A 21,706-nucleotide genomic window follows, 5' to 3' on the forward strand; every position below is an offset into this window, starting at 1 on the left:
GCTCCAACTCAGTGTTGCAGGATCTTCGACAGGAAGGTCTGGGCCCGCTCTGAGCGGGGGCTGCCGAAGAACTCCTCCTTCTTGGCGTCCTCGACGATCTCGCCGCGATCCATGAAGATCACCCGGTCGGCGACCTTGCGGGCGAAGCCCATCTCGTGGGTCACGACCATCATGGTCATGCCTTCCTTGGCAAGTTCGACCATCACGTCGAGCACCTCGCCGACCATCTCGGGATCCAGCGCCGAAGTCGGCTCGTCGAACAGCATCACCACCGGGTTCATGGCGAGCGCCCGCGCGATGGCGACGCGCTGCTGCTGGCCGCCTGAGAGCTGGCCGGGGAACTTGTTCGCGTGGGCGCCGAGGCCGACCCGGGCGAGAAGGTCGAGCCCGCGCTTCTTGGCATCCTCGGCGCTGCGGCCGAGCACCTTGCGCTGGGCGATGGTGAGGTTGTCGGTGATCGACAGGTGCGGGAACAGCTCGAAATGCTGAAACACCATGCCGACCCGCGAGCGGAGCTTGGGCAGATTGGTCGCCTTGTCGGCGACCTTGGTGCCGGCCACCGTAATCTGGCCCTTCTGGAAGGGCTCCAGGGCGTTGACGCATTTGATCAGGGTCGACTTGCCCGAGCCCGAAGGACCGCAGACGACCACCACCTCGCCCTTGGCGACTTTGGTGGTGCAGTTCGTCAGCACCTGGAAGTCGCCGTACCATTTGCTGATGTTGTCGATGGCGATCATCGTCTCGCCGGGCGCCACGGCGGGCGCGCCGGCGATGAGGCCGCCCGACTGCAGGCCGGCATCCTTGGGCGCGTGGCTGGCATCGGCGACGGGTTCGGCGGCGGTGGGAGCCGGCATCGGGGACGAGGTCATGGCACGGTCTCCAGTGTCGGTCAGCGGATGATGGCCACGCGGCGCTGCAGGCGGCGCACCAGGAACGAGGCCGAGAAGCAGATCACGAAATAAACCACCGCCGCGAAGATATACATCTCGACGAGGCGTCCGTCGCGCTGGGCGACCTTCGAGGCGGCGCCCATGAAGTCGGTGAGCGACAGCACGTAGACCAGCGACGTGTCCTGGAAGAGGATGATGGTCTGGGTCAGCAGCAGCGGCAGCATGTTGCGGAAGGCCTGGGGCAGGATCACGTTGCCCATGGTCTGCCAGTAATTCATCCCGAGGGCCTGGGCGGCCGCCGTTTGGCCCTTCGGGATCGACTGGATGCCGGCCCGCATGATCTCCGAGAAGTAGGCCGCCTCGAAGGCCATGAAGGTGATCAGGGCGGACGGGAAGGCGCCCACCTGGATCGGCGTCGAGGCCCCCGTCACGTAGGCGCCGATATACGGCACCAGGAAGTAGAACCAGAAGATCACCAGCACCAGCGGGAGCGAGCGGCACAGCTCGACATAACCTTTGGCGAGGTGCCACAGGCCGGGAATGCCCGACAGGCGCGCCATTGCCAGGAGCGTTCCGATGATCACGCCGCCCACGGCGGCCATGGCGGTGAGCGTCACGGTGAAGACCATGCCCTGACCGAACAGGTAGGGCAGGGACGAGACGATGACGGAAAAGTCGAAATTCGAGAGCATCGGGGCCTGTTACCGGTGGCCGTCGGGCGGGGTGGCGGAACGGAAGCGGGCGGCCCTCAGCGCTGGCCGGGGATGGCGACCGCCTTCTCCAGGAAGGTCGCCGCCGTGACCACCACGAGGTTGATGATCACGTAGAGGATCGTCGCCGCCGTGAACGCCTCGAACACCTGGAACGAGAATTCCTGCATCGAGCGGGCCCGGGCGGTCAGCTCCAGCAGACCGATGGTCAGCGCCACCGACGTGTTCTTGAGATTGTTGAGGAATTCCGAGGTCATCGGCGGCAGGATGATCCGGTAGGCGTTGGGCAGCAGCACGTAGCGGTAGGTCTGATAGGTCGTGAAGCCCATGGCGGTGCCGGCCATGCGCTGGCCCCGCGGCAGCGCCTGGATGCCGGCGCGGACCTGCTCGGCGACGCGCGAAGCGGTGAAGAAGCCGAGGCACACCACCGCCGTGTAGAACGGCGCGTCGGGCAATTGCTTGATCGCATCGCCGATCCGGGTCGGGACCACTTCGGGCAGCACGAAGTACCAGAGGAACATCTGCACCAGCAGCGGCACGTTGCGGAACAATTCCACGTAGGCGGTACCGACGGTGTTCGCGGTCTTCGACGGCAGGGTCCGCAGCACGCCGATCAGGGAGCCCAGGAAGAAGGCGATCACCCAGGAGCAGAGCGCGGTCGTGATCGTCCACATGAGCCCCGAGAGCAGCATGTCGAGATACGTGCCGGTGCCCTCCGGCGAGGCGTCGAAGAAGATCCGCCAGTTCCAGTTGTAGTTCATCGCGCCGCTTCTACTGTGAACTTACAGAGACGCACCGCGGGCGGGAGCCCGCGGTGCGCATCATGGCATGAAAGCGAACCGAACGGATCTCAGTAGGCCGCCGGGTCGGGGCTCGAGATCGGGGTCGTGAACTGCTTCTTCATCTCCGCGCTCATCGGCAGGTTGAGGTTGATGTTGCGCGGCGGGATCGGCTTCGTGAACCACTTGTCGTAGAGCGCCTTGCCCTCGGGGCTCGTGTAGAGCTTGGCGGTGGCGTCGTCCGCGACCTTCTTGAACTCCGTGTCGTCCTTGCGGAGCATGATGCCGTAGGGCTCAGGCTTCGACAGGGCCTCGGTGGAGATCTCGTAGGCGGACGGGTCCTTCGAGGAGGCGGCGAGCGAGGCGAGCAGCACGTCGTCCATCACGAAGGCGGCGGCGCGGCCGGTCTCGACCATCAGGAACGCCTCGGCGTGGTCCTTGGCCGGCAGGATCGTCAGGCCGAGCTTGCGCTCCGTGTTGGCCTCGTTGATCTGCTTGATGTTCGTGGTGCCCGAGGTCGACACGACGGTCTTGCCCTTCAGGTCCTCGATCGTGTGCAGGTTGGCCGACTTCTTCGAGACGTAGCGGGTCGCGGTCAGGAAGTGCGAGTTGGTGAACCACACCTGCTTCTCGCGCTCGGCGTTGTTGGTCGTCGAGCCGCACTCGAGATCGATCGTGCCGTTCGCCATCAGCGGGATGCGGGTGGCGGAGGTCACCGGGTTGAGCTTCACCTCAAGGTTCGGGAGGTTGAGCTTGGCCTTCACGGCGTCGGCGATCTTGTAGCAGATGTCCATCGCGTAGCCGACCGGCTTCTGGTCGCCGCCGAGATAGGAGAACGGGACGGAGGCATCGCGATAGCCGATGACGATGGCGTTGGCGTCCTTCACCTTCTTGAGGGTGCCGGTCAGCTCCTCCGCCCGCAGGCTCATCGGAGCAAGGGCGAGGGTCAGCCCCAGCGCCGCGGCAAGGCCGCGGCGAGCGATATCAGACTGCATCGGTACGGAACTCCTGGATCGGGCCGAATCGTGTCGGCCGGCGGCGGGGTACGCGGGCCCGCCCGCTCGGGCGACGCCTTTGCAATGATGGTGCCGGGAGAAGGGCTGTCGTGCCGCGCAGGCCTGCGGCTGAGTACGGACACGTCGCGGCCAAGCTGCTGCGCACGTCTGCAGACGCGGTCCCTGCCGTCCCCATGGCCTCCTCCCAAGCGCTGAGCCGGCCTCACGCTCGCGCCGGCGGCATCATGCACACTTCTTAGGCGTACGCACGCGGTGCGGAGGACGGATCCGCCCGGAAAGCTGACGAATCCACGGTATAGAAAACGACGACGCCGCCCCCCGCGGTATCGGAAGACGGCGTCGGACTGGAAACCCGGTTCGTGGCCGCGGCTTACTTCGTCAGCTCATTGCCGCTGTAGTCGATCTTGCCGTCCGGCCCCTTCTTCCATTCGTACATGACGTAGTCGGGCCGGGTGATGTCGCCCTTCTTGTCGTAGGCGATCGGCCCGACCACCGTGTCCACCGGCTTGCCCTGGTGCAGCCAGTCGGCCAGCTTCTTGCCGTCGCTGGAGCCGGTCTCGGCCATCGCCTTGGCCAGGACCTGCACGGCCGCGTACGAGTAGAGCGTGTAGCCCTCCGGATCGATGTTCTTGGCCTTGAACGCGGCCAGCGCCGCCTTGGCGTTCGGGTTCTTGCGGGCGTCCGGCGGGAAGGTGGTCAGCGTGCCCTCGGCCGCGGGACCGGCGATCGCCACGAGCTCGCGATCGACCATGCCGTCGCCGCCCATCATCGGCGCCTTCAGGCCCTGATCGCGCATCTGGCGCAGGATCAGGCCGGCCTCGGTGTAGTAGCCGCCGAAATAGACCACGTCGACATTGGCCGACTTCAGCTTGGAGACGAGCGCAGAGTAGTCCTTCTCACCCGGGTTGATGCCCTCGTACATGACCTCCTTGCCGCCCTTGGCCTTGAGCGCCTTCAGGGTCTCGTCGGCCAGCCCCTTGCCGTAGGGCGTCTTGTCGTGGACGAAGGCGATCTTCTTGCCCTTGAACTTCTCGGCCAGGTAATTGCCCGCCACCGCGCCTTGCTGGTCGTCGCGGCCGCAGGTGCGGAACGTGTTCCACATGCCGCGCTCGGTGAACTTCACGTTCGTGGAGGCCGGCGTGACCTGGATGATGCCGGCGTCGAGGTAGACGTCGGAGGCCGGGATCGACACGCCGGAATTGTAGTCGCCGACGACCATCTTCACGCCTTCACTGGCGAACTTGTTGGCCACCGAGACGCCCTGCTTCGGGTCGGAGGCGTCGTCGCCCACCGTGACGGTGAGCGTCGTGCCCTTGAGGGTACCGGCCTTGTTCAGGTCCTCGACCGCCTGGCTCGCGCCGTTCTTGAGCTGCGCGCCGATGGCGGCGCTGTTGCCGGTGATCGGCGCGGCGACGCCGAGCTTGACCTCGGCGGCCTGGGCGGCCGCCACCATCGCGCCGAGGGCGAGCCCGGCCAGCAGAATCGATCTCATCGCGTACTACCCCTAAGTGTCAGGACCGCACGTGCGGATCCGGCCGCACTCATCGGACCTCGTCCGCTTCGGGCGCCCGTGCGCGCCATGTCAGCGGTGAGGTCTTCTCGTAGAGCCAGCGGTACTGGCTCGTCATCTGGCGCGTCCGCGTGTAGCGGAAGCCCGCCGCGCCGATGATCATGACGACGACCGCGTCGACCGCATAGTAGTGCAGCGAGAGCAGCGTGCCCGAAAACAGGGCGTAGTGGATGAAGCGCACGGCAGCCGCCACCAGAAGCAGCGCCAGTGCGCAGTGCCAGAACGGCCGCCAACCCCGGGCGATGCCGCGGGCCGCCATCCAGCCGGCCCAGCCGCCCATCACCACGGTGACGAGCAGGAACAGCCAGGCCGACGGCTCCTCGTAGAGGATTCCCTGCAGCGCGCTCATGCCCCGACCGGGCCGGCATGGCCCCCTTCCAGATAGGCGGCCTTGACGTTCGGGTCGTCGAGCAGCGCGCGGCCGGTGCCGCTCATGGTGACCCGACCGTTGACCAGCACGTAGCCGCGATGGGCGAGCTTGAGGGCGTGGTAGGCATTCTGCTCGACGAGGAAGATCGTCATGCCCTCGGTCCGGTTGAGTTCCCGGATCGCGTCGAAGATGCCCTTCACCACCAGCGGCGCGAGGCCCAGCGACGGCTCGTCGAGGAGCAGCAGGCGCGGGCGGCTCATCAGCGCCCGGGCGATGGCCAGCATCTGCTGCTCGCCTCCCGACATGGTGCCGGCACGCTGGTTCAGGCGCTCCTTGACCCGCGGGAACAGGGTGCAGACCTTCTCCAGATCCTCGGCGAAGAAGCGCCCGTCATGGAGGGCGGCGCCCATCTGGAGATTCTCGTAGACCGTCATGCGCGGGAAGACCCGGCGGCCCTCCGGCGACTGGGCGATGCCGAGCCGGGCGATGGCGTGCGTCGGCATCCGGGTGATGTCGCGCCCGTCATAGGTGATCGTCCCCGAGCGCGCCTGGGGGCTGCCGAAGATCGTCATCATCAGGGTCGACTTGCCGGCGCCGTTGGCGCCGATCAGCGTGACGATCTCGCCCTCGGCGACGTCGAGATCGACGCCGCGCAGGGCGGCGACGCTGCCGTAATAGGTCGAGACGTCGCGCACCGCGAGGAGCGGCGGCTTGCGGCCCGCCTGGATCGCCCGCGTCTCCTCGACCAGGACGTTGATGCCGGCGACGCTCATGCCGAGGCTCCCGTATGGGTCTCGTCCGCGTGCGGCACGGTGATCCCGACCTCGGCCTCCACGGCCTCCACCTCTTCGTCCTCCACACCCAGATAGGCGGCGATCACCTTCGGGTCGGCCCGCACCTCGGCGGGAGAGCCATCGGCGATCTTCACGCCGTAATCCAGCACGACCACGTGGTCGGAGATCTCCATCACCACCGACATGTCGTGCTCGATCAGCAGCACCGAGGTGTCGTGCTCGTCCCGGATGTGGCGCAGGAGGCCGTTCAGCTCGGCCGATTCCCGGGGGTTGAGGCCGGCGGCCGGCTCGTCGAGGCAGAGCAGGACCGGGTCCGTACACATCGCCCGGGCGATCTCCAGGCGCCGCTGCGCGCCATAAGGCAGGGCGCCCGCCGGATCGTCGGCCCGCGCCATCAGGTCGATGCGCGTCAGCCACGCCTTGGCGCGCTCGATCGCGGCCTCCTGCGCGTCCCGGTAGGTCTTGAGGCCGAGCAAGCCCAGGATCGTGTAGCCCGAAGCGCGCATCAGGGGGGCGTGCTGGGCGACCAGAAGGTTTTCCAACACCGTCATGCCCTGGAACAGGCGGATGTTCTGAAAGGTGCGGGCCACCCGGGCGGTGCGGTTGACCTTGTGGTTGGGCAGCCGCTCCAGCAGGTGCGCGGTGCCGTCGGCATGCGCCAGCGTCAGCATGCCCTCGGTGGGCTTGTAGAAGCCGGTGATGCAGTTGAACACCGTGGTCTTGCCGGCTCCGTTCGGGCCGATCAAGGCGGTGATGTCGCCGCGCCGCGCCGCGAAGGACAGGTCGGAGACGGCGGTCAGCCCGCCGAACCGCATGGTCAGGTGCTCGACCGTGAGCACCGGGGGGGCGAGGGGTGAGGCCGCCATCAGCCGTGCCCCTCGCTCACATGGGCGCCCGAGACCGCGCGGCGCTCGCCGAGCGACACCGACGGCATGCGCTCCGAGATCAGGCCGCGCGGGCGCCAGACCATCATGGCCACCATGGCCAGCCCGAACAGGAGCAGGCGGTACTCGCTGGGATCGAACCCCTCGCCGAACACGGCCTTCAGGAAGCCGAGGTTGCGCAGCATCTCCGGCCCGCCGACCATCGCCACCGCGGCGATCGCGACGCCGACCTGACTGCCCATGCCGCCCAGCACCACGATCGCCAGGATGATGGCGCTCTCGAGGAAGTTGAAGCTCTCCGGGCTGATGAAGCCCTGGCGCACGGCGAAGAACGAGCCGGCGACGCCCCCGAAGGCCGCCCCCAGCGCGAAGGCCGTGAGCTTCGTGGCGGTGGTGTCGATGCCGAGGGAGCGGCAGGCGATCTCGTCCTCGCGCAGCGCCTCCCAGGCCCTCCCGATCGGCAGGCGGCGCAGGCGCAGGGTGACGAAGTTCGTGATCAGCGCGAGGCCGAGGATCAGGTAGTACAGGAAGACCAGCCGGTGCATCGAATCGTACGGGATGCCGAAGGTCGCCGCGAACCCGTCGTCGCCCGCCGTGAACGGGATCCCGAAGAAGGTCGCCCGCGGGATCGACGAGATGCCCGCCCCGCCCCCGGTCACGTCGGTCCAGTTGATCAGGACGAGGCGGATGATCTCGCCGAAGGCCAGGGTGACGATGGCCAGATAGTCGCCGCGCAGGCGCAGCACGGGAAAGCCGAGGATCATCCCCCACAGGCCGGCGAACAGGCCCGCCAGCGGCAGGCAGACCCAGAACGACAGGCCGAAGGTGGTCGAGAGCAGGGCGTAGGAATAGGCACCGACCGCGTAGAAGGCGACGTAGCCGAGATCGAGGAGACCGGCGAGGCCGACCACGATGTTCAAACCCCAGCCGAGCATCACGTAGGTGAGGATCAGGATGCCGAGGTCGATCCAGTAGCGCGCCGAGGACAGGCCGCCGGTGGCCGCCGCCGCGATCATCGGCAGCGTCAGGGCGATGCCGATGAACAGATAGAGCCCGACCTTCGAGGTCTTCTGGCCCGCATCCGGCTCGCCGTGGACCGCCTCGGTGGCCTGGGACGGGGAGGGGGTCAGCGCCCGCCGGGCGTCACGGCGCAGCAGCACGAGGCGCTGGACGAGCCGCGCCACGAAGATCGCCGCGCAGAGCGCCGCCACCAGTCCCCAGCGCGGGACGAGCACCAGCTCGGTCCCGGGCCCGGGATCGGTGCGGTAGGCGATGATCGGCACGCAGAGGCCGAAGGTGACGAGGGCGTACAGGGCGGCGTCGCGCAGGATGCCGGCCATCGCGGAGTCGGGAAGCGCAGCCTGAGAACGGGCCATCAGACTTTCTCGACCTCGGGCCGGCCCAGGATGCCCGAGGGCATGAAGATCAGGACGATCGCCAGGATCGAGAAGGCGGCGACGTCCTTGTACTCGATGGAGAAGTAGGCGGACCAGAAGGTCTCGATCAGGCCGATGATCAGGCCGCCGAGAACCGCGCCGGGCAGGGAGCCGATGCCGCCGAGCACCGCCGCCGTGAAGGCTTTCACGCCGGGCACGAACCCGTCCGAGAACGACACGACGCCGTAATACATGAGGTAGAGGACGCCGGCGACGGCCGCCAGCGCGGCGCCGAGCACGAAGGTCAGGGAGATCGTGCGGTCGACGTCGATGCCCAGCAACGCCGCCATCTTGCGGTCCTGCTCACAGGCGCGCTGCGCCCGGCCGAAGGGGGTGCGCTGGACGAGATACCAGAAGCCCGTGAGCAGCACGGCGGTGACCGCCATGATCAGAACCTGCTTCCAGGCCAGGAACACCGCGTAGCCGTCCCGCTCGAACAGGGTGATGCCCCCCGACAGCATCGGCGGCGTCGGCTTGTTGCGCGCGCCCTGCACCACCTGGACGAAGTTCGACAGGAAGATCGAGACGCCGATCGCCGAGATCAGCGGCGCCAGCCGGAACGAGCCGCGCAACGGCCGGTAGGCGACGCGCTCGATCGCCCAGCCCCACAGGGCGGTGAGCACCATGGCGACCACCAGCACCACCAGGAAGGCCAGGGCGATGGAGCTGACCCCGAGCCACACGGTCAACAGCAGGAAGGTGATCAGCGCGATGAAGCAGGAGACCATGAAGACGTCGCCGTGAGCGAAGTTCACCATGCCGATGATGCCGAACACCATCGTGTAGCCGATGGCGATCAGGCCATAGATCGAGCCGAGCGTCAGCCCGTTGATCAACTGCTGTACGAAGACGTCCATGAACTCTCGCGCGCGCAGGTTTCTCGTGCCGCCTACGGGAACCGCAGGTGGCGCGGCGGGGCAAGTCTCGTACCGCAGCCGTAGCACACCGGCCACAGGTTTCATCGCCGCCCGAGCGTCGCGCGAAAACAGTCGACCACGCCAGTAACGCGCCCCGGCCGGGCTTGCGTGCGGCGCAGTTCCTGCGACACGTTAACGAATTGAAATGCTCGATCATCCCGGGCTCAGGCGAGGAGCAGTACCGATGGCAGGGTCGAGACTCACGACGATGATCTTCGTCGGCATGCTCCTCGGAATCGCCGTCGGCTACGCCTGCAGCATCACTTGGCCCGATCCGCAGACCGCCAAGGAGATCGCCGGCTACATCGCGCTGGTCTCCGACGTGTTCCTGCGGCTGATCAAGATGATCATCGCGCCGCTGGTCTTCTCCACGCTCGTGGTCGGCATCGCGCATCTCGGGGACACCGCTGCGGTCGGCCGGGTAGGCGGCAAGGCGCTGCTCTGGTTCGTGGGCGCCTCGTTCTGCTCGCTGATGCTCGGCCTGATCATGGTCAACCTGATGCAGCCCGGCCAGAACCTGAACCTGCCGCTGCCCGATGCCGGCGCCGGGACGGGGCTCAAGGCGGCCTCGCTGTCGCTCAAGGAATTCGTGACGCACCTCGTGCCGAAGAGCGCCGTCGAGGCGATGGCCAACAACGAGATCCTGCAGATCGTGGTCTTCTCGATCTTCTTCGGCGTCGGCCTGGCATCCCTCGGCGAGAAGGGGCGCCTCCTCGCGCAGGGCATCGAGGGCCTGGCCGACGTGATGCTCAAGGTCACGGGCTACGTGATGATGTTCGCCCCCGTGGCGGTGTTCGCCGCCATCGCGGCGACGATCACCACGCAGGGCATCGGCGTGCTCGTGACCTACGGCAAGTTCCTCGTGGAGTTCTACATCGGGCTCGCCGTGCTCTGGGCGCTGCTCATGGGCGTCGGCTTCCTGATGCTCGGGGGCGGCGGCATCATGCGGCTGTTCAACCTGATCAAGGAGCCCTTCGTGCTCGCCTTCTCGACCGCGTCGAGCGAGGCGGCCTACCCGAAGATGCTGACGAACCTCGAGAAGTTCGGGGTGCCGAACCGCATCACGTCGTTCGTGCTGCCCATGGGCTACTCGTTCAACCTCGACGGCTCGATGATGTACTGTACCTTCGCGGTGATGTTCATCGCGCAGGCCTACAACATCCCGTTGAGCTGGGGTCAGCAGCTCACGATGCTGCTGCTGCTGATGGTGACGTCGAAGGGCATGGCCGGCGTGCCGCGCGCCTCGCTGGTGGTCATCTCGGCGACGCTGGCGCACTTCAACATCCCGGAGGCCGGGCTGCTGCTGATCATCGGCATCGACCAGTTCCTGGACATGGGGCGCTCGGCCACCAACGTGCTGGGCAACAGCGTCGCCACCGTGGCGGTCGCCAAGTGGGAGGGGCAGCTCACCACCACCGACCAGCGCCTCGACCATGTCGGCACCGTGGCCTCGCCGGCAGAGTAGGGGCCGGTTTCGCGGGATCTGCGCCCGCCGGGATGTCGGGTGCAAGGCGGCTGTCGAACCCATCCTCCTCATCCTGAGGTGACCGCGTCTGCGGGCCTCGGAGGAGGACGCCAGGGATCGCGGCGCTGACCGGAAGGCTGCTTCGAGGCTTCCGCTGCGCTTCGGCACCTCTGGATGGGGGATGGATGGGAGGGGCCGGGCGCTGGCACTCTCCCGTGCGGTGTGGCTTGTGCGGTGCGCCTGGGAGGCTCTGTGATGACGATGCGGCTCATCGCGGTTCTGGCGCTGGCGCTGGCGGGCGTGTCGCCAGCAGCCGCCGTCGAGGTGCTCACCGGCACGCTCAGGAGCGTCGCCGAGCGCGGGGAGATCGTGCTCGGCTACCGGGAGAGTTCGGTGCCGTTCTCCTTCGTGGAAGGCAAGCGGCCGGACGGCAGCCCCCGGGCGATCGGCTACGCCATCGACCTCTGCGGCGAGATCGCCGACGACGTCCAGGCGGCGATCGGCCGGCCGGTGAGGATCCGCTACGAGCCCGTCACCGCCGAGACGCGCATCCCGGCGCTGACCTCCGGCAAGATCGACCTCGAATGCGGCTCGACCACCGCCAATGCCGAGCGCCGCAGGCAGGTCGCCTTCTCGCCGGTGGATTACATCAGCGCCACGCAGCTGCTGGTGAAGCGGGGCTCGGGCGTCGCCTCCTACCGGGATCTCGGCGGCAAGACCGTGGTGGTGACGGCCGGCACAACCAACGAGAAGGCCGTGCGCGACCTCCTCGCCCGGCTGAAGATCGACGCGCAGGTGGTCACGGCGCCCGACCATGCCGCGTCCTACGCCATGGTGAAGGCCGGAAAGGCCGACGCCTTCGCCACCGACGACGTGCTGCTCTACGGGCTGATCGCCACGGACGCGCGGGACGGGGCGAACTACACGGTGCTCCCCGACAAGCTCTCCTACGAGCCCTACGGCATCATGTTCCGCAAGGACGACCCGGAGTTCGCCGGCATCGTGCAGCAGACCTTCACGCGCCTCGCCGAAAGCCGGGCGCTGCGCTGGACCTACGAGCGCTGGTTCCTCAAGCGCCTGCCCAACGGCGAGCGCCTCGACATCCCGATGTCGAACGACCTGCGGGTGAGCTTCCAATTGATGGGGCTCGACGGGGGCGAGTGAGCGGCGCACGCGACGGGGCGGCGCCTCGCTTTCGCCCAACCGGCACGCGAGGAAGATCCGGCCTGACCGTGTTCCTCCCGCCGCGAGCGTGCCTCCTTCCATGCTGATCGCCGCGCACTGCCCGAAACCGCTCGCCCTGGTGGTGGCCGCCGCCCTCGCCTGCGCCGCCTCGGGCGCTTCCGCCCATCCCCACGTCTGGGTCACCGCCAAGGCGCAGCTCGTCTACGAGGGCGGAAAGCTCGTGGGCGTCCGCGACACGTGGAGCTTCGACCCCGAATACACGGCCTTCGTGACCCAGGGCCTCGACACCAACAAGGACGGCAAGCTCAGCCCGGAGGAGCTTGCCGGGCTCGCGGCCGAGAACACCGCCAACCTCGCCGAGTTCGGCTACTTCACGAAGCTGAAGGTCGGCGGCAAGGAGCAGGCCTTCAGCGATCCGAAGGAGCCGGCAGCCCATATGGAGGACAAGGCGTTGGTCATGACCTTCCTGCTGCCCCTGAAGACGCCGGTCCAGCAGGGGCGGGGCGTGGCTGCTCTGGAGGTCTACGACCCGACCTATTTCGTCGCCTTCTCGTTCGCCGAGGGGACCGACGCCGCGACCCTCGCGGGAGCGCCGCAGGGCTGCGCCGCCACGGTGACCCGCCCGAAGACCGAGCAGCCGAAGACGGCCGATGCCGGATCCCCGGGGATGACCGAGGCCTTCTTCGAGGCGCTCACCGCCGCCTCGACCTACGGGGTGCAGTTCGCCAGCCGGGTTCTCGTGGCATGTCCGTAGGGATCGGGATCGTCGCCCCCGCCGGGGCGGGACGGCTGGGGCTGAGGCTCGGCCTCATGGCCCTGGCCATCGGGCTGGCCGCGCTCCTGGCGGCCGGGATCGCGTGGCTCGTCGCGCCCGGCCTCTCCGCGCCGCCGCCGCGCTCGCCCTTCGGGATCGGCTTCCGGGAGGCTGCCCCGTCCGCCACGGGGATCGGCGGGGTGATCCTGGCGCTGCAGGCGAGCTTTTCCCGCAGCCTGAACGCGGCGGTCGGCGCGCTGCGGGGCGGCGGCAGCTGGGGCCCGCTGGTCGGCCTCGCCTTCGCGTACGGGGTGTTCCATGCCGCCGGTCCCGGCCACGGCAAGGCGGTGATCGCCGGCTACATCCTGGCGGGGGAGCGGGCGCTCCGGCGCGGCGCCGCGCTGAGCCTCTGCGCCGCGCTGCTCCAGGCCTGCATGGCCGGGGCGATCGTCGGCCTCGGCACCCTGGTCCTCAACGCCACGGCGGCGAGCATCACCCGGGCCGGCACCCTGATCGAGACCGTGAGCTTCGCCCTCGTCGCCCTGATCGGGCTGGTGCTGACGTGGCGCAAGGCCGGACGCCTCGCGACCCTCGGTGCGGGCTGCGGTCCGGGCTGCAACCACCTGCCCGGGCCGCAGGCCCTCGACACCCTCGACACGTGGCGCGAGCGGGCCGGGGTGGTGCTGGCGGCGGGCACGCGCCCCTGCGCCGGCGCGGTTCTGGTCCTGGTCTTCGCGGTGTCGCAGGGCGTGCCCGGGGCGGGCGTGCTGGCGGTTCTGGCGATGGCCCTCGGCACCGCCCTGACCACGACGGCGCTGGCCTGCCTCGCGGTCTTCGCCAAGCGCGCGGCCCTGCGCCTCGCCGGCGGCCGGGGACAGGCGGGCCTCCTGGCGCTCGGCGGCCTCGAACTCGTCGCCGCCGCCTTCGTGCTGGTTCTGGGAGCCGCCATGCTCTCCGGCCTCGCGCCCGGGCTCGGCGGCTGAAGGGCCTCGCCATCCGGGGCGCGGCGTGCCACGCTGCGCACCCGAGACGGAGCGCGCGCTGATGCATCCCGATTTCGAGACGATCCTGAACTGGCGTCTGCTCGCCGGATCGCATCCCTTCCCCGGCCCGGACGGCGGGACCTGCATCAACGAGGCCGCGATCGTGGCCGCGGGCCTGCCCTACCGGGCGATCCGCTCCAGCGCCGATTGCCCGCCCTGCTTCTCCAGGCCGGTCGCCGCCTACGCCCTCGGGCTCAACGACACCATGCCGGACGAGGCGCGCCCCCAGCTGATGGCCTTCGTGCTGCGGCTGTCGGGCAGCGCCGACGCTCCGGAGATCGAGGCCGCCCGCACCCGGACGCTGGCGCTGGAGAGTGTCCGCCGCATCCTGGCGCCGCTCTGCGCCGTCGCTGGCATGGTCGAGGACGCGAAGGCCTGCATCGGCGCGCCGGACTGGCCCGCGGCCCTGGCGGCGGCGAACGCGGCCGCGTGGCGGGGCGGGGCGCGTTCGCAGGCGGCGGCCGAGGCGCGGCGCTGGCGCGAGGGCGCGCTCACCGCGGCGGTGTCCCGCACCGCGACGGCGGCACAACGCGCGGGCACGGATGCACGCTGCGCCGCGGAGGTGGCCGAAGGCGCCGCGCCCTTCGTGGCCGGGACCTGGAGCCAGGCCTGCGCGATCCTCGACGAGGCGCTCGCCATCGGCCGACAGGCTCCGGAGATCGCGCTCGTCGGCGCCCGTCAGCGCATGGACGCCGCGCGGACCGGGGCGCTGGCCTGATCAGGCCGCCGCGGGCGCCGCCTCGAGATCCAGCTCGATGGAGCCGCAATTCTCCAGGAACGTGCCGGTGAGGTGGTAGAAGAACGTGCCGTGCCCGACCACCGCGATGGTGGCTTCCGGCCGAGCCCGCAGCCAGTCGCGGAACGCCGCGACCCGGGCGTCGAACAGGGGGCGCGGCTCCACCGGGTAGCCGCCGACCTCGCAGCCCGGCTCCGCATGCCACCAGACCTCGGGCAGGTGCCCGACATCGAGGTGCGGGAACTCCGCGGCGATCTCCGAGGCCGCCCGGCCGACGTCGCAGCTGCTCTCCTGGCATTCCCGGTGCAGCACCTCGACGAGGACGCGCGGCCGGCGCGGATGGTCGCCGAACAGGATCGCGGCGGTCTCGATCGCCCGGGTCAGGGGCGAGACCACCACCAGATCGAAGGGGACCGACCGGAGCCGGTCCCGCGCGGCCCGGGCCTGGGCGTGGCCCAGCTCGGTCAGGCGCGCGTCGAGGAGGCCGGGATCGCCGCCCCCATGCCTGTGCGCGGCGTTGAACGTGGATTGCCCGTGGCGGATGCAGACGATGCGGGTCTTGTCCTGCATGGATCTCGGATGCGTGTCGGGGAGGGCGGGGTGCACGGGACCGGTCAGAGGAAGCGGCCGCCGCGCTGGATGACCTCGATCTTGTAGCCGTCCGGATCGGTGGCGAAGAAGAACCGCGCCAGCACGTCATCCCCGTGTTTGAGCGTCTTGACGTCGGTGGCCGTGAAGCCTTCGCGCCGGTGCCGGGCGTGCTCGGCCTCCACGTCGTCGACCACGAAGGCGATGTGCCCGTAGCCGTCGCCGAGATCGTAGGGCTTGTCGCGGCCCTTGTTCACCGTGAGCTCCAGTTCGAACGGCGAGGCCGGATCCCGCATGTAGACGAGGGTGAAGTCCGGGAAGTCGAACCGGTCGGAGACCTCCAGGCCGAAGGCGCGGGCATAGTAGTCGCGCGCGCGCTCCTCCTCGAGGACGCGGATCATGGCGTGGACGGGCTTGGACATATGCTGTGGGTTCCGTGAGCGGGCGGGCGGCGCGCCGGGCCTCCTATGTGGCGCCCGACCCACGTGCCGAAAAGGGCCGGCCCCGACTGCAGATCCGCGGCCCCGATGGTGTCCGGCGCCGCACCCTCGGAGGGTCGGCGTCACCGGACGCGGGGAAACCGGCAGGACATCATCCGGGCTTTTCAACCGCCAATTCGCGCGATTGGCCAGCCAATTCGCTTTGGATTTGTCTTTCTCGATGTCCTATTCGAGAAAAGATTAGTGATATTCGACAACATCGCCATCTATAAAGTTTCAATCTCAAATCTGCCGATGTTTGTATCTTGATAACACCATCGTATTAATAGATTTTTTACGTATGATGCTTACAAATGCTCCGGGATCGATTATTTCACAGACCAACCAGTCCGATCGGGTGCACGACCGCCATGTTACGCTTGTCCAACATCAAGGTTCTGCCGAAACTGGTGGCCGTGATTACCCTGATCGTTACGATCGTCGGCGGATGCATCTGGTATGCACAGTCACAGATGACCAAGATCGACGACGGGTACAGCCACTTCATCGTCAACGAGGCGGCCGCCGTCGCCGAGGCGCGCCGGCTCAACCGCCTGATGATCGAGCTCAATTACTACGTGTACCGGGTCATAGCGGAGACCGAGCCGTCCCAGATGCAGAATGCCAACAAGGGCTTCGAGGCCGTCCTGCCTGAGGTGAAGACACTGCTGCCGGTCTTCCGGTCGCACGCACCGAGCTTCGCGGCGCGCATCGACGAGCAGGCGGCACGCATGGAGCGCTACATCCGGGACGTCAGCGAGGTTCGCCGGCTCGGCACCTCCAACCAGAACGACCAAGCCATCGCGCTGGTCCACTCGGCGATCGACCCGGTCTTCTCCGGCATGCTCGCGGACGGCAACAAGCTCGCCGAAGACATCAGCGCTTACATGGCGAAGGGCTCGGACGACCTGACCGACCAGACCAACGACACCCGCCGCGCCCTGATGACCGTCAGCGCCCTCGGGCTGCTCGCCGGACTGATCGCGGCCGTGTTCGTCGCGACGGTCGGCATCACTCGCCCGCTCGATCGTTTGGTCATGGTCCTGCAGCGGATGGCGCAGGGCGAGATCGACGCCGAGATCAAGGAGGCGGCGCGCAAGGACGAGGTCGGCGCCGTCGGCAAGGCGGTGGAGGGCATCAAGGCCATGGTCGCCCGCAAGGCCGCCGAGGAGGCCGAGGTCAAGCGGCTTGCCGACGAGGCCGCGGCCGCCGAGCGCAGGCGCACCATGCTGGAGCTGGCGGACGGGTTCGAGCGGGCGGTCGGCAGCATCGTCGGGATGGTCTCGTCCTCGGCCACCGAACTCCAGGCCACCGCCCAGACCATGACGGCGAGCGCCACCGAGACGGCCAGCCAGTCCACCACCGTGGCCGCCGCCGCCGAGGAAGCTTCCGCCAATGTCCAGACCGTGGCGGCCGCCGCGGAGGAACTGGGCTCGTCGGTGCAGGAGATCGGCCGGCAGGTTTCCGGCTCGGCCCAGCTCGCCCAGTCGGCGGTGGGCGAGGCCGATCAGACGCAGCATCTCGTCCAGGCGCTGAGCCAAGCCTCGGCCCGCATCGGCGACATGGTCGGGCTGATCTCGACCATCGCCGGGCAGACCAACCTGCTCGCGCTCAACGCGACGATCGAGGCGGCCCGCGCGGGGGATGCCGGCCGCGGCTTTGCGGTGGTCGCCGCCGAGGTCAAGGAACTCGCCGCCCAGACCGCACGGGCCACCGAGGAGATCAGCCAGCAGATCGGACAGATCCAGGGCGTCACCGGCCAGGCGGTCACGGCCATCGAGACGATCGCCAGCCGCATCCGCGAGATCGACGGGGTGGCCACCACCATCGCGGCGGCCGTCGAGGAGCAGGGTGCGGCGACGCAGGAGATCGTCCGCAACGTCTCCCAGGCCGCGGCCGGAACCGACGAGGTGACCAGCAACATCACCGGCGTCGCCAGAGCCTCCGAGGAAACCGGCGCGGCCGCCGCCCAGGTGCTGGGCGCGGCGGGCGAGCTGTCGCGCCAGTCGGAGCATCTCGGGGCGGAGGTCGCCCGCTTCCTGAGCACGGTGCGGGCGGCCTGAGGCCGCCTCAGGCCCCGATCCGCAACACCTCGGTCCGTGCGCCGGCCTGGGCGAAGGCGTCCGGGTCGGCACCGGTCATCCAGACCTGCCCCGGGAGTGCCTCCAGGGCCTCGAACAGGCCGGCCCGGCGGCGGGGGTCGAGATGGGCCGCCACCTCGTCGAGGAGGATCAGCGGGGCGATGCCGCTCATGGCGCGCACGAGCCGCGCATGGGCGAGGACGAGCCCGATCAGGAGCGCCTTCTGCTCCCCCGTGGACGCCGTGCCCGCGGGCACGTCCTTGGGACCGTGGCGGACCACGAGGTCGCTGCTCTGCGGCCCGATCAGGGTGCGCCCGGCGGCCCGGTCCCGGTGGCGACCGTTGCGCAGGGCGAGGCGGTAGCGGTCCTCTGCCTCGATGGCCGGCCAGACCGCGACGAGATCGTCCAGATCGCCTTCGAGCCGGATGGAGGCCCAGGGGAAGGGCTGCGCGTCGTCCCGGGTCTCGGCGATCAGCCGGTCGAGGCGCTCGGCGGTCTCGCGCCGGGCAAGGGCCACGGCGACGCCCAGCTCGGCGACCTCCCGCTCCACCGCGTCGAGCCAGCGGTCGTCGTCGGGGCGCTCGTCCAGCAGGCGGTTGCGCGAGCGCAGCGCCCGCTCCATCGCGGAGACCCGGGCGCCGTGCGCGGCATCGACGGCCAGCACGAGACGGTCGAGGAACCGCCGCCGGTCCCCGGCCGCGCCGCGGAACAGCCCGTCGAGGTCGGGGGTCAGCCAGACCACCCGCAGGAACTCGCTGAACGCCACCGGCGAGGCGGCGGTAGCGCCGTCGATCCGGCAGAGCCGGCTCGTCCGCCCGTCGGGGCCCGGCGGCTCCAGCCCCGTGCCGAGTCGGTGCTCGGAGCCCTCTCGATCGAGGGTGAGGGACACGGCGAAGCCCCCCGGACCGCCGTTGCGCGCCATCGCGGCGAATTCCGCCCGGCGCAGGCCCCTTCCCGGCACGAACAGCGAGATCGCCTCGAGCAGGTTGGTCTTGCCCGCGCCGTTCTCCCCGACCAGCGCCACGAACCGCGCCCCGGGGGTGAGCTCGAGATCGGCGTGGTTGCGGAAATCACGGGCGATCAGGCGTGTGACGCGCAGATCCGACCCGTTGGGCTCGACCCGCGGATCGAGGACATCGCTCATCGGGGAACCCGGAGGTCGAGCCGCACCGCGCTCAACCGTCCCTTCTTGTCTGACATCCCATCCAACTACCGCATCCCGAGGTGCCCGCGTCGGCGGGCCTCGAAGGAGTGCTCCAGAACCCATGTCGCCATCTGGAGACCTCCTGCGAGGCCTCCGCTACGCTCCGGCACCTCAGGACGAGGGCAGGACCAAGACGTGCCGCGTCAGACTCACACCCGCATCGGCATCAGCACGTACAGCGCCGGCGCGCCCTCGCGATCCTGGATCAGGGTCGGGGAGCCCGGGTCGGCGAGCTTGAACAGGGCGGTGTCGCCCTCGAGCTGTGCGGTGATGTCGAGCAGGTAGCGGGCGTTGAAGCCGATATCGAGGTTGGCGGCCTCGTAGTCGACATCGAGCTCCTCGGTGGCGCTGCCCGAATCCGGGTTGTTCACCGAGAGCGCGAGGCGCCCCTCGGCGAGCCCGAGCTTCACCGCGCGCCCGCGCTCCGACGAGATCGTCGAGACCCGGTCCACCGCCTTGGCGAAGGCGTCGCGCTCCACGGTCAGCCGCTTGTCGTTGTTGGCCGGGATCACCCGCTGGTAATCCGGGAAGGTGCCGTCGATCAGCTTGGAGATGAGGGTCAGGCCACCCGCGAATCGCAGGCGGATCTTGGCGGGCGACAGGTCGACCGCGACGGTCTCGCCGCCGTCGTCGAGGAGCTTCTGGATCTCGGCGACCGCCTTGCGGGGCACGATCACGCCCGGCATGCCGACACTGCCCTGCGGGGCCGGGATCTCGACGCGGGCGAGCCGGTGGCCGTCGGTGGCCACGGCCCGCATCACGGGTCCGCCCTCGGTCTCCAGCGTGTGCAGGTAGATGCCGTTGAGGTAGTAGCGGGTCTCCTCGGTGGAGATCGCGAACTGGGTCTTCTCGATCAGCCGCTTCAGGTCGGCGGCGGCGATCTCGAAGCCGTGCGGCATCTCGCCGGCGGCGAGATCCGGGAAGTCGCCCTCCGGCAGGGCGCCGAGGGCGAAGCGCGAGCGTCCGGACCGGATCGTCATCTGGCCGGACTCGCCGCCGGTCTCCAGGGAGACCTGCGCGCCGTCGGGGAGCTTGCGCACGATGTCGTAGATCACGTGCGCCGGCACCGTGGTGGCGCCGGCATCCGCCACGTCGGCCGGCACGCTTTCGGTCACCTCGATGTCGAGATCCGTCGCCCGCAGCTGGAGCCCCGAGCCTTCCGCCCGCAGGAGCACGTTCGACAGGATCGGGATCGTGTTGCGGCGCTCGACGACCCGGTGCACGTGGCCGAGCGACCTGAGTAGGGCCGCGCGCTCGACAGTGACTCTCATCGCAATACTCAAGTGATGTGGACGGCGCCGCGGCCGGCAGCCGTCGCGGAATATGGCCGTTCAGCTTGGCGAACGGGACCGGGGAACGCAAGGCCGCCGCTGGTGCGCCGCACAGCGACCTCCGCGCCCATGTCGGGTGCCCATGCCGAAACCGGGGTATCCGCTCGCGCCGCCCCGTGCGAAAGCGCCGCAACCGACCCGGATTCCTCCTCTCCCATCCCGATCATGTTGCAGACCATCGACACCGCGGGCTCGACGCACGCCACGCCGAGCGCCGGCCGGATTCTCGCCGCGAGTTTCGTCGGCACCGCCATCGAGTTCTTCGACTTCTACATCTACGCCACCGCCACCGCCCTCGTAATCGGGCCGGTCTTCTTCCCCGCCGGCGCCCCGGGCGTGCAGCAGCTCAGCGCCTTCGCGACCTTCGCGATCGCGTTCCTCGCGCGGCCGGTGGGCGCGGCCCTGTTCGGGCATTTCGGCGACCGCGTCGGCCGCAAGGCGACCCTGGTGGCCTCCCTGTTGATCATGGGCCTCTCCACGGTCCTGATCGGCTGCCTGCCGACCTATGCGGTCGCGGGCTGGTGGGCGCCGGCGGCGCTCTGCATCCTGCGCTGCGGCCAGGGCATCGGGTTCGGCGGCGAGTGGGGCGGCGCCGCCCTGCTGGCGGTCGAGAACGCGCCGCCGGGCCGGCGCGCGTGGTACGGCATCTTTCCGCAGCTCGGCGCGCCGGTCGGCTTCATCCTGGCCAATCTCGGCTTCCTCGCCCTCAGCTTCGGCCTGTCCCCCGAAAGCTTCCAGGCCTGGGGCTGGCGTCTGCCGTTCCTGGCCTCGGCCGTCCTGGTCGGAGTGGGTCTCTACGTCCGTCTGAAGCTGACCGAGACGCCGGCCTTCAAGGCGGCGCTCAGCGAGGCGCGGCCGGAGCGCGTACCCTTCGCCACCATGCTGACCCAGCATGGGCGCGCCGTCCTGGTCGGCACCTTCGCGATGGTGGCGGTCTACGCGGTGTTCTACCTCTCCACCGTATTCGCCCTCGGCTTCGGCACCGGCACCCTCGGGTACAGCCGGCCGACCTTCCTGCTGTTCGAGTGCATCGCGGTCTGCTTCATGGCGCTCGGCACCGTGGTGTCGGGTGCCGCGGCCGACCGCTTCGGACGCAGGCCGGTGCTGCTCTCCGGCATGGCCGTGACGTTCCTGCTGGGCTTCCTCATGGGGCCGATGCTGGGCCACGCCGCCGGCAGCGGCACGTGGCCGCCCGTCCTGGGCTTCCTCTGCCTCAGCCTCCTGACGATGGGCTGGGTGTTCGGGCCGATGGGCGCCGTGCTGCCCGAACTGTTCCCGACGCGGGTGCGCTACACCGGCGCCTCGGTCACCTACAATCTCGCGGGGATCCTGGGCGCCTCGGGCGCGCCCTACATCGCGCAGGAACTCGCGGCCTATGGCGGGATCGGATTCGTCGGGTTCTATCTGTCGGGCGCCGCGATCCTCAGCTTCCTGGCCGTCCTCGCGATGCCGGAAACCGCCGATCGCTGACCGG

At 69.2% G+C, this 21,706-nt stretch carries 21 protein-coding genes; 7 read left to right on the plus strand and 14 right to left on the minus strand.

Going from position 1 to position 21,706, the window contains the following annotated elements; translation table 11 throughout:
• Window positions 1-8: 8 nt before the first annotated feature.
• From A3862_RS19865 to A3862_RS19910, 10 genes are all read right to left on the minus strand, one after another.
• A complete protein-coding gene (locus A3862_RS19865) occupies window positions 9-737 on the minus strand; it encodes an amino acid ABC transporter ATP-binding protein (protein ID WP_043385028.1) in 729 nt (242 codons plus the stop codon).
• Between the two features lie 152 nt (window positions 738-889).
• Complete coding sequence (locus A3862_RS19870) at window positions 890-1,582, minus strand: amino acid ABC transporter permease (RefSeq protein WP_043384934.1); 693 nt, start codon at window positions 1,580-1,582, stop codon at window positions 890-892.
• A 56-nt stretch (window positions 1,583-1,638) separates the two neighbouring features.
• A complete protein-coding gene (locus tag A3862_RS19875; RefSeq protein ID WP_043348617.1) occupies window positions 1,639-2,361 on the minus strand; it encodes an amino acid ABC transporter permease in 723 nt (240 codons plus the stop codon).
• Between the two features lie 89 nt (window positions 2,362-2,450).
• A complete protein-coding gene (locus A3862_RS19880) occupies window positions 2,451-3,374 on the minus strand; it encodes an amino acid ABC transporter substrate-binding protein (RefSeq protein ID WP_043384931.1) in 924 nt (307 codons plus the stop codon).
• 391 nt (window positions 3,375-3,765) lie between these two features.
• Window positions 3,766-4,887, minus strand: coding sequence for a branched-chain amino acid ABC transporter substrate-binding protein (locus A3862_RS19885; protein ID WP_043348612.1), 1,122 nt, complete (start codon window positions 4,885-4,887; stop codon window positions 3,766-3,768).
• 49 nt (window positions 4,888-4,936) lie between these two features.
• Window positions 4,937-5,305, minus strand: a complete 369-nt coding sequence (locus tag A3862_RS19890) for a DUF6867 family protein (protein ID WP_043348619.1) — start codon at window positions 5,303-5,305, stop codon at window positions 4,937-4,939.
• Between the two features lie 5 nt (window positions 5,306-5,310).
• Window positions 5,311-6,108 carry an ABC transporter ATP-binding protein gene (locus A3862_RS19895; RefSeq protein WP_043348611.1) on the minus strand — a complete coding sequence of 266 codons (798 nt, stop codon included), beginning with the start codon at window positions 6,106-6,108 and terminating at the stop codon, window positions 5,311-5,313.
• Window positions 6,105-6,995: an ABC transporter ATP-binding protein gene (locus A3862_RS19900; RefSeq protein ID WP_043757476.1), complete on the minus strand. Its 891-nt coding sequence runs from the start codon at window positions 6,993-6,995 to the stop codon at window positions 6,105-6,107. The genes A3862_RS19895 and A3862_RS19900 overlap by 4 nt, the downstream gene beginning before the upstream one ends.
• Complete coding sequence (livM, locus tag A3862_RS19905) at window positions 6,995-8,389, minus strand: high-affinity branched-chain amino acid ABC transporter permease LivM (protein ID WP_043384925.1); 1,395 nt, start codon at window positions 8,387-8,389, stop codon at window positions 6,995-6,997. Before livM ends, A3862_RS19900 begins: the two co-directional genes overlap by 1 nt.
• Window positions 8,389-9,306: a branched-chain amino acid ABC transporter permease gene (locus A3862_RS19910; protein WP_020094234.1), complete on the minus strand. Its 918-nt coding sequence runs from the start codon at window positions 9,304-9,306 to the stop codon at window positions 8,389-8,391. The genes livM and A3862_RS19910 overlap by 1 nt, the downstream gene beginning before the upstream one ends.
• 244 nt (window positions 9,307-9,550) lie before the next feature.
• Here A3862_RS19910 and A3862_RS19915 point away from each other — a divergent pair, with 244 nt between their 5' ends.
• The 5 genes from A3862_RS19915 (at window position 9,551) to A3862_RS19935 (ending at window position 14,531) form a co-directional block, all read left to right on the plus strand.
• Window positions 9,551-10,831: a dicarboxylate/amino acid:cation symporter gene (locus A3862_RS19915; RefSeq protein ID WP_043356732.1), complete on the plus strand. Its 1,281-nt coding sequence runs from the start codon at window positions 9,551-9,553 to the stop codon at window positions 10,829-10,831.
• Between the two features lie 255 nt (window positions 10,832-11,086).
• On the plus strand, window positions 11,087-11,995 hold the full coding sequence (locus tag A3862_RS19920; RefSeq protein ID WP_043384922.1) for an amino acid ABC transporter substrate-binding protein: 909 nt from the start codon (window positions 11,087-11,089) through the stop codon (window positions 11,993-11,995).
• Window positions 11,996-12,095: 100 nt separating this feature from the next.
• Window positions 12,096-12,770, plus strand: coding sequence for a DUF1007 family protein (locus tag A3862_RS19925; RefSeq protein WP_043757471.1), 675 nt, complete (start codon window positions 12,096-12,098; stop codon window positions 12,768-12,770).
• Window positions 12,761-13,753, plus strand: coding sequence for a nickel/cobalt transporter (locus A3862_RS19930; RefSeq protein ID WP_043384916.1), 993 nt, complete (start codon window positions 12,761-12,763; stop codon window positions 13,751-13,753). Before A3862_RS19925 ends, A3862_RS19930 begins: the two co-directional genes overlap by 10 nt.
• Window positions 13,754-13,814: 61 nt before the next feature.
• Complete coding sequence (locus A3862_RS19935) at window positions 13,815-14,531, plus strand: hypothetical protein (RefSeq protein WP_043757468.1); 717 nt, start codon at window positions 13,815-13,817, stop codon at window positions 14,529-14,531.
• Here the strand turns inward: A3862_RS19935 and A3862_RS19940 are convergent, their stop codons facing one another.
• Both A3862_RS19940 and A3862_RS19945 read right to left on the minus strand, forming a co-directional pair.
• On the minus strand, window positions 14,532-15,119 hold the full coding sequence (locus tag A3862_RS19940) for a histidine phosphatase family protein (protein WP_043384910.1): 588 nt from the start codon (window positions 15,117-15,119) through the stop codon (window positions 14,532-14,534).
• A gap of 44 nt (window positions 15,120-15,163) precedes the next feature.
• The gene (locus A3862_RS19945) at window positions 15,164-15,559 is read right to left on the minus strand and encodes a VOC family protein (protein ID WP_043384907.1); all 396 of its coding nucleotides are present in this window, start codon (window positions 15,557-15,559) and stop codon (window positions 15,164-15,166) included.
• A 428-nt stretch (window positions 15,560-15,987) separates the two neighbouring features.
• Here A3862_RS19945 and A3862_RS19950 point away from each other — a divergent pair, with 428 nt between their 5' ends.
• Window positions 15,988-17,679 carry a methyl-accepting chemotaxis protein gene (locus A3862_RS19950; RefSeq protein WP_043757465.1) on the plus strand — a complete coding sequence of 564 codons (1,692 nt, stop codon included), beginning with the start codon at window positions 15,988-15,990 and terminating at the stop codon, window positions 17,677-17,679.
• A 7-nt stretch (window positions 17,680-17,686) separates the two neighbouring features.
• Here the strand turns inward: A3862_RS19950 and recF are convergent, their stop codons facing one another.
• Together recF and dnaN are read right to left on the minus strand one after the other, a co-directional pair.
• Complete coding sequence (gene recF / locus A3862_RS19955) at window positions 17,687-18,841, minus strand: DNA replication/repair protein RecF (protein ID WP_051045120.1); 1,155 nt, start codon at window positions 18,839-18,841, stop codon at window positions 17,687-17,689.
• A 209-nt stretch (window positions 18,842-19,050) separates the two neighbouring features.
• Window positions 19,051-20,172, minus strand: coding sequence for a DNA polymerase III subunit beta (gene dnaN / locus A3862_RS19960; protein WP_043384901.1), 1,122 nt, complete (start codon window positions 20,170-20,172; stop codon window positions 19,051-19,053).
• 225 nt (window positions 20,173-20,397) lie between these two features.
• On the opposite strand from dnaN, the gene A3862_RS19965 reads away from it, so the two are divergent.
• Entirely contained in the window at window positions 20,398-21,702 is a 1,305-nt protein-coding gene (locus tag A3862_RS19965) for an MFS transporter (RefSeq protein ID WP_051044800.1), read from the plus strand.
• Window positions 21,703-21,706: the final 4 nt, after the last annotated feature.

It is taken from the genome of Methylobacterium sp. XJLW, assembly GCF_003254375.1.
Lineage (GTDB): Bacteria > Pseudomonadota > Alphaproteobacteria > Rhizobiales > Beijerinckiaceae > Methylobacterium > Methylobacterium fujisawaense.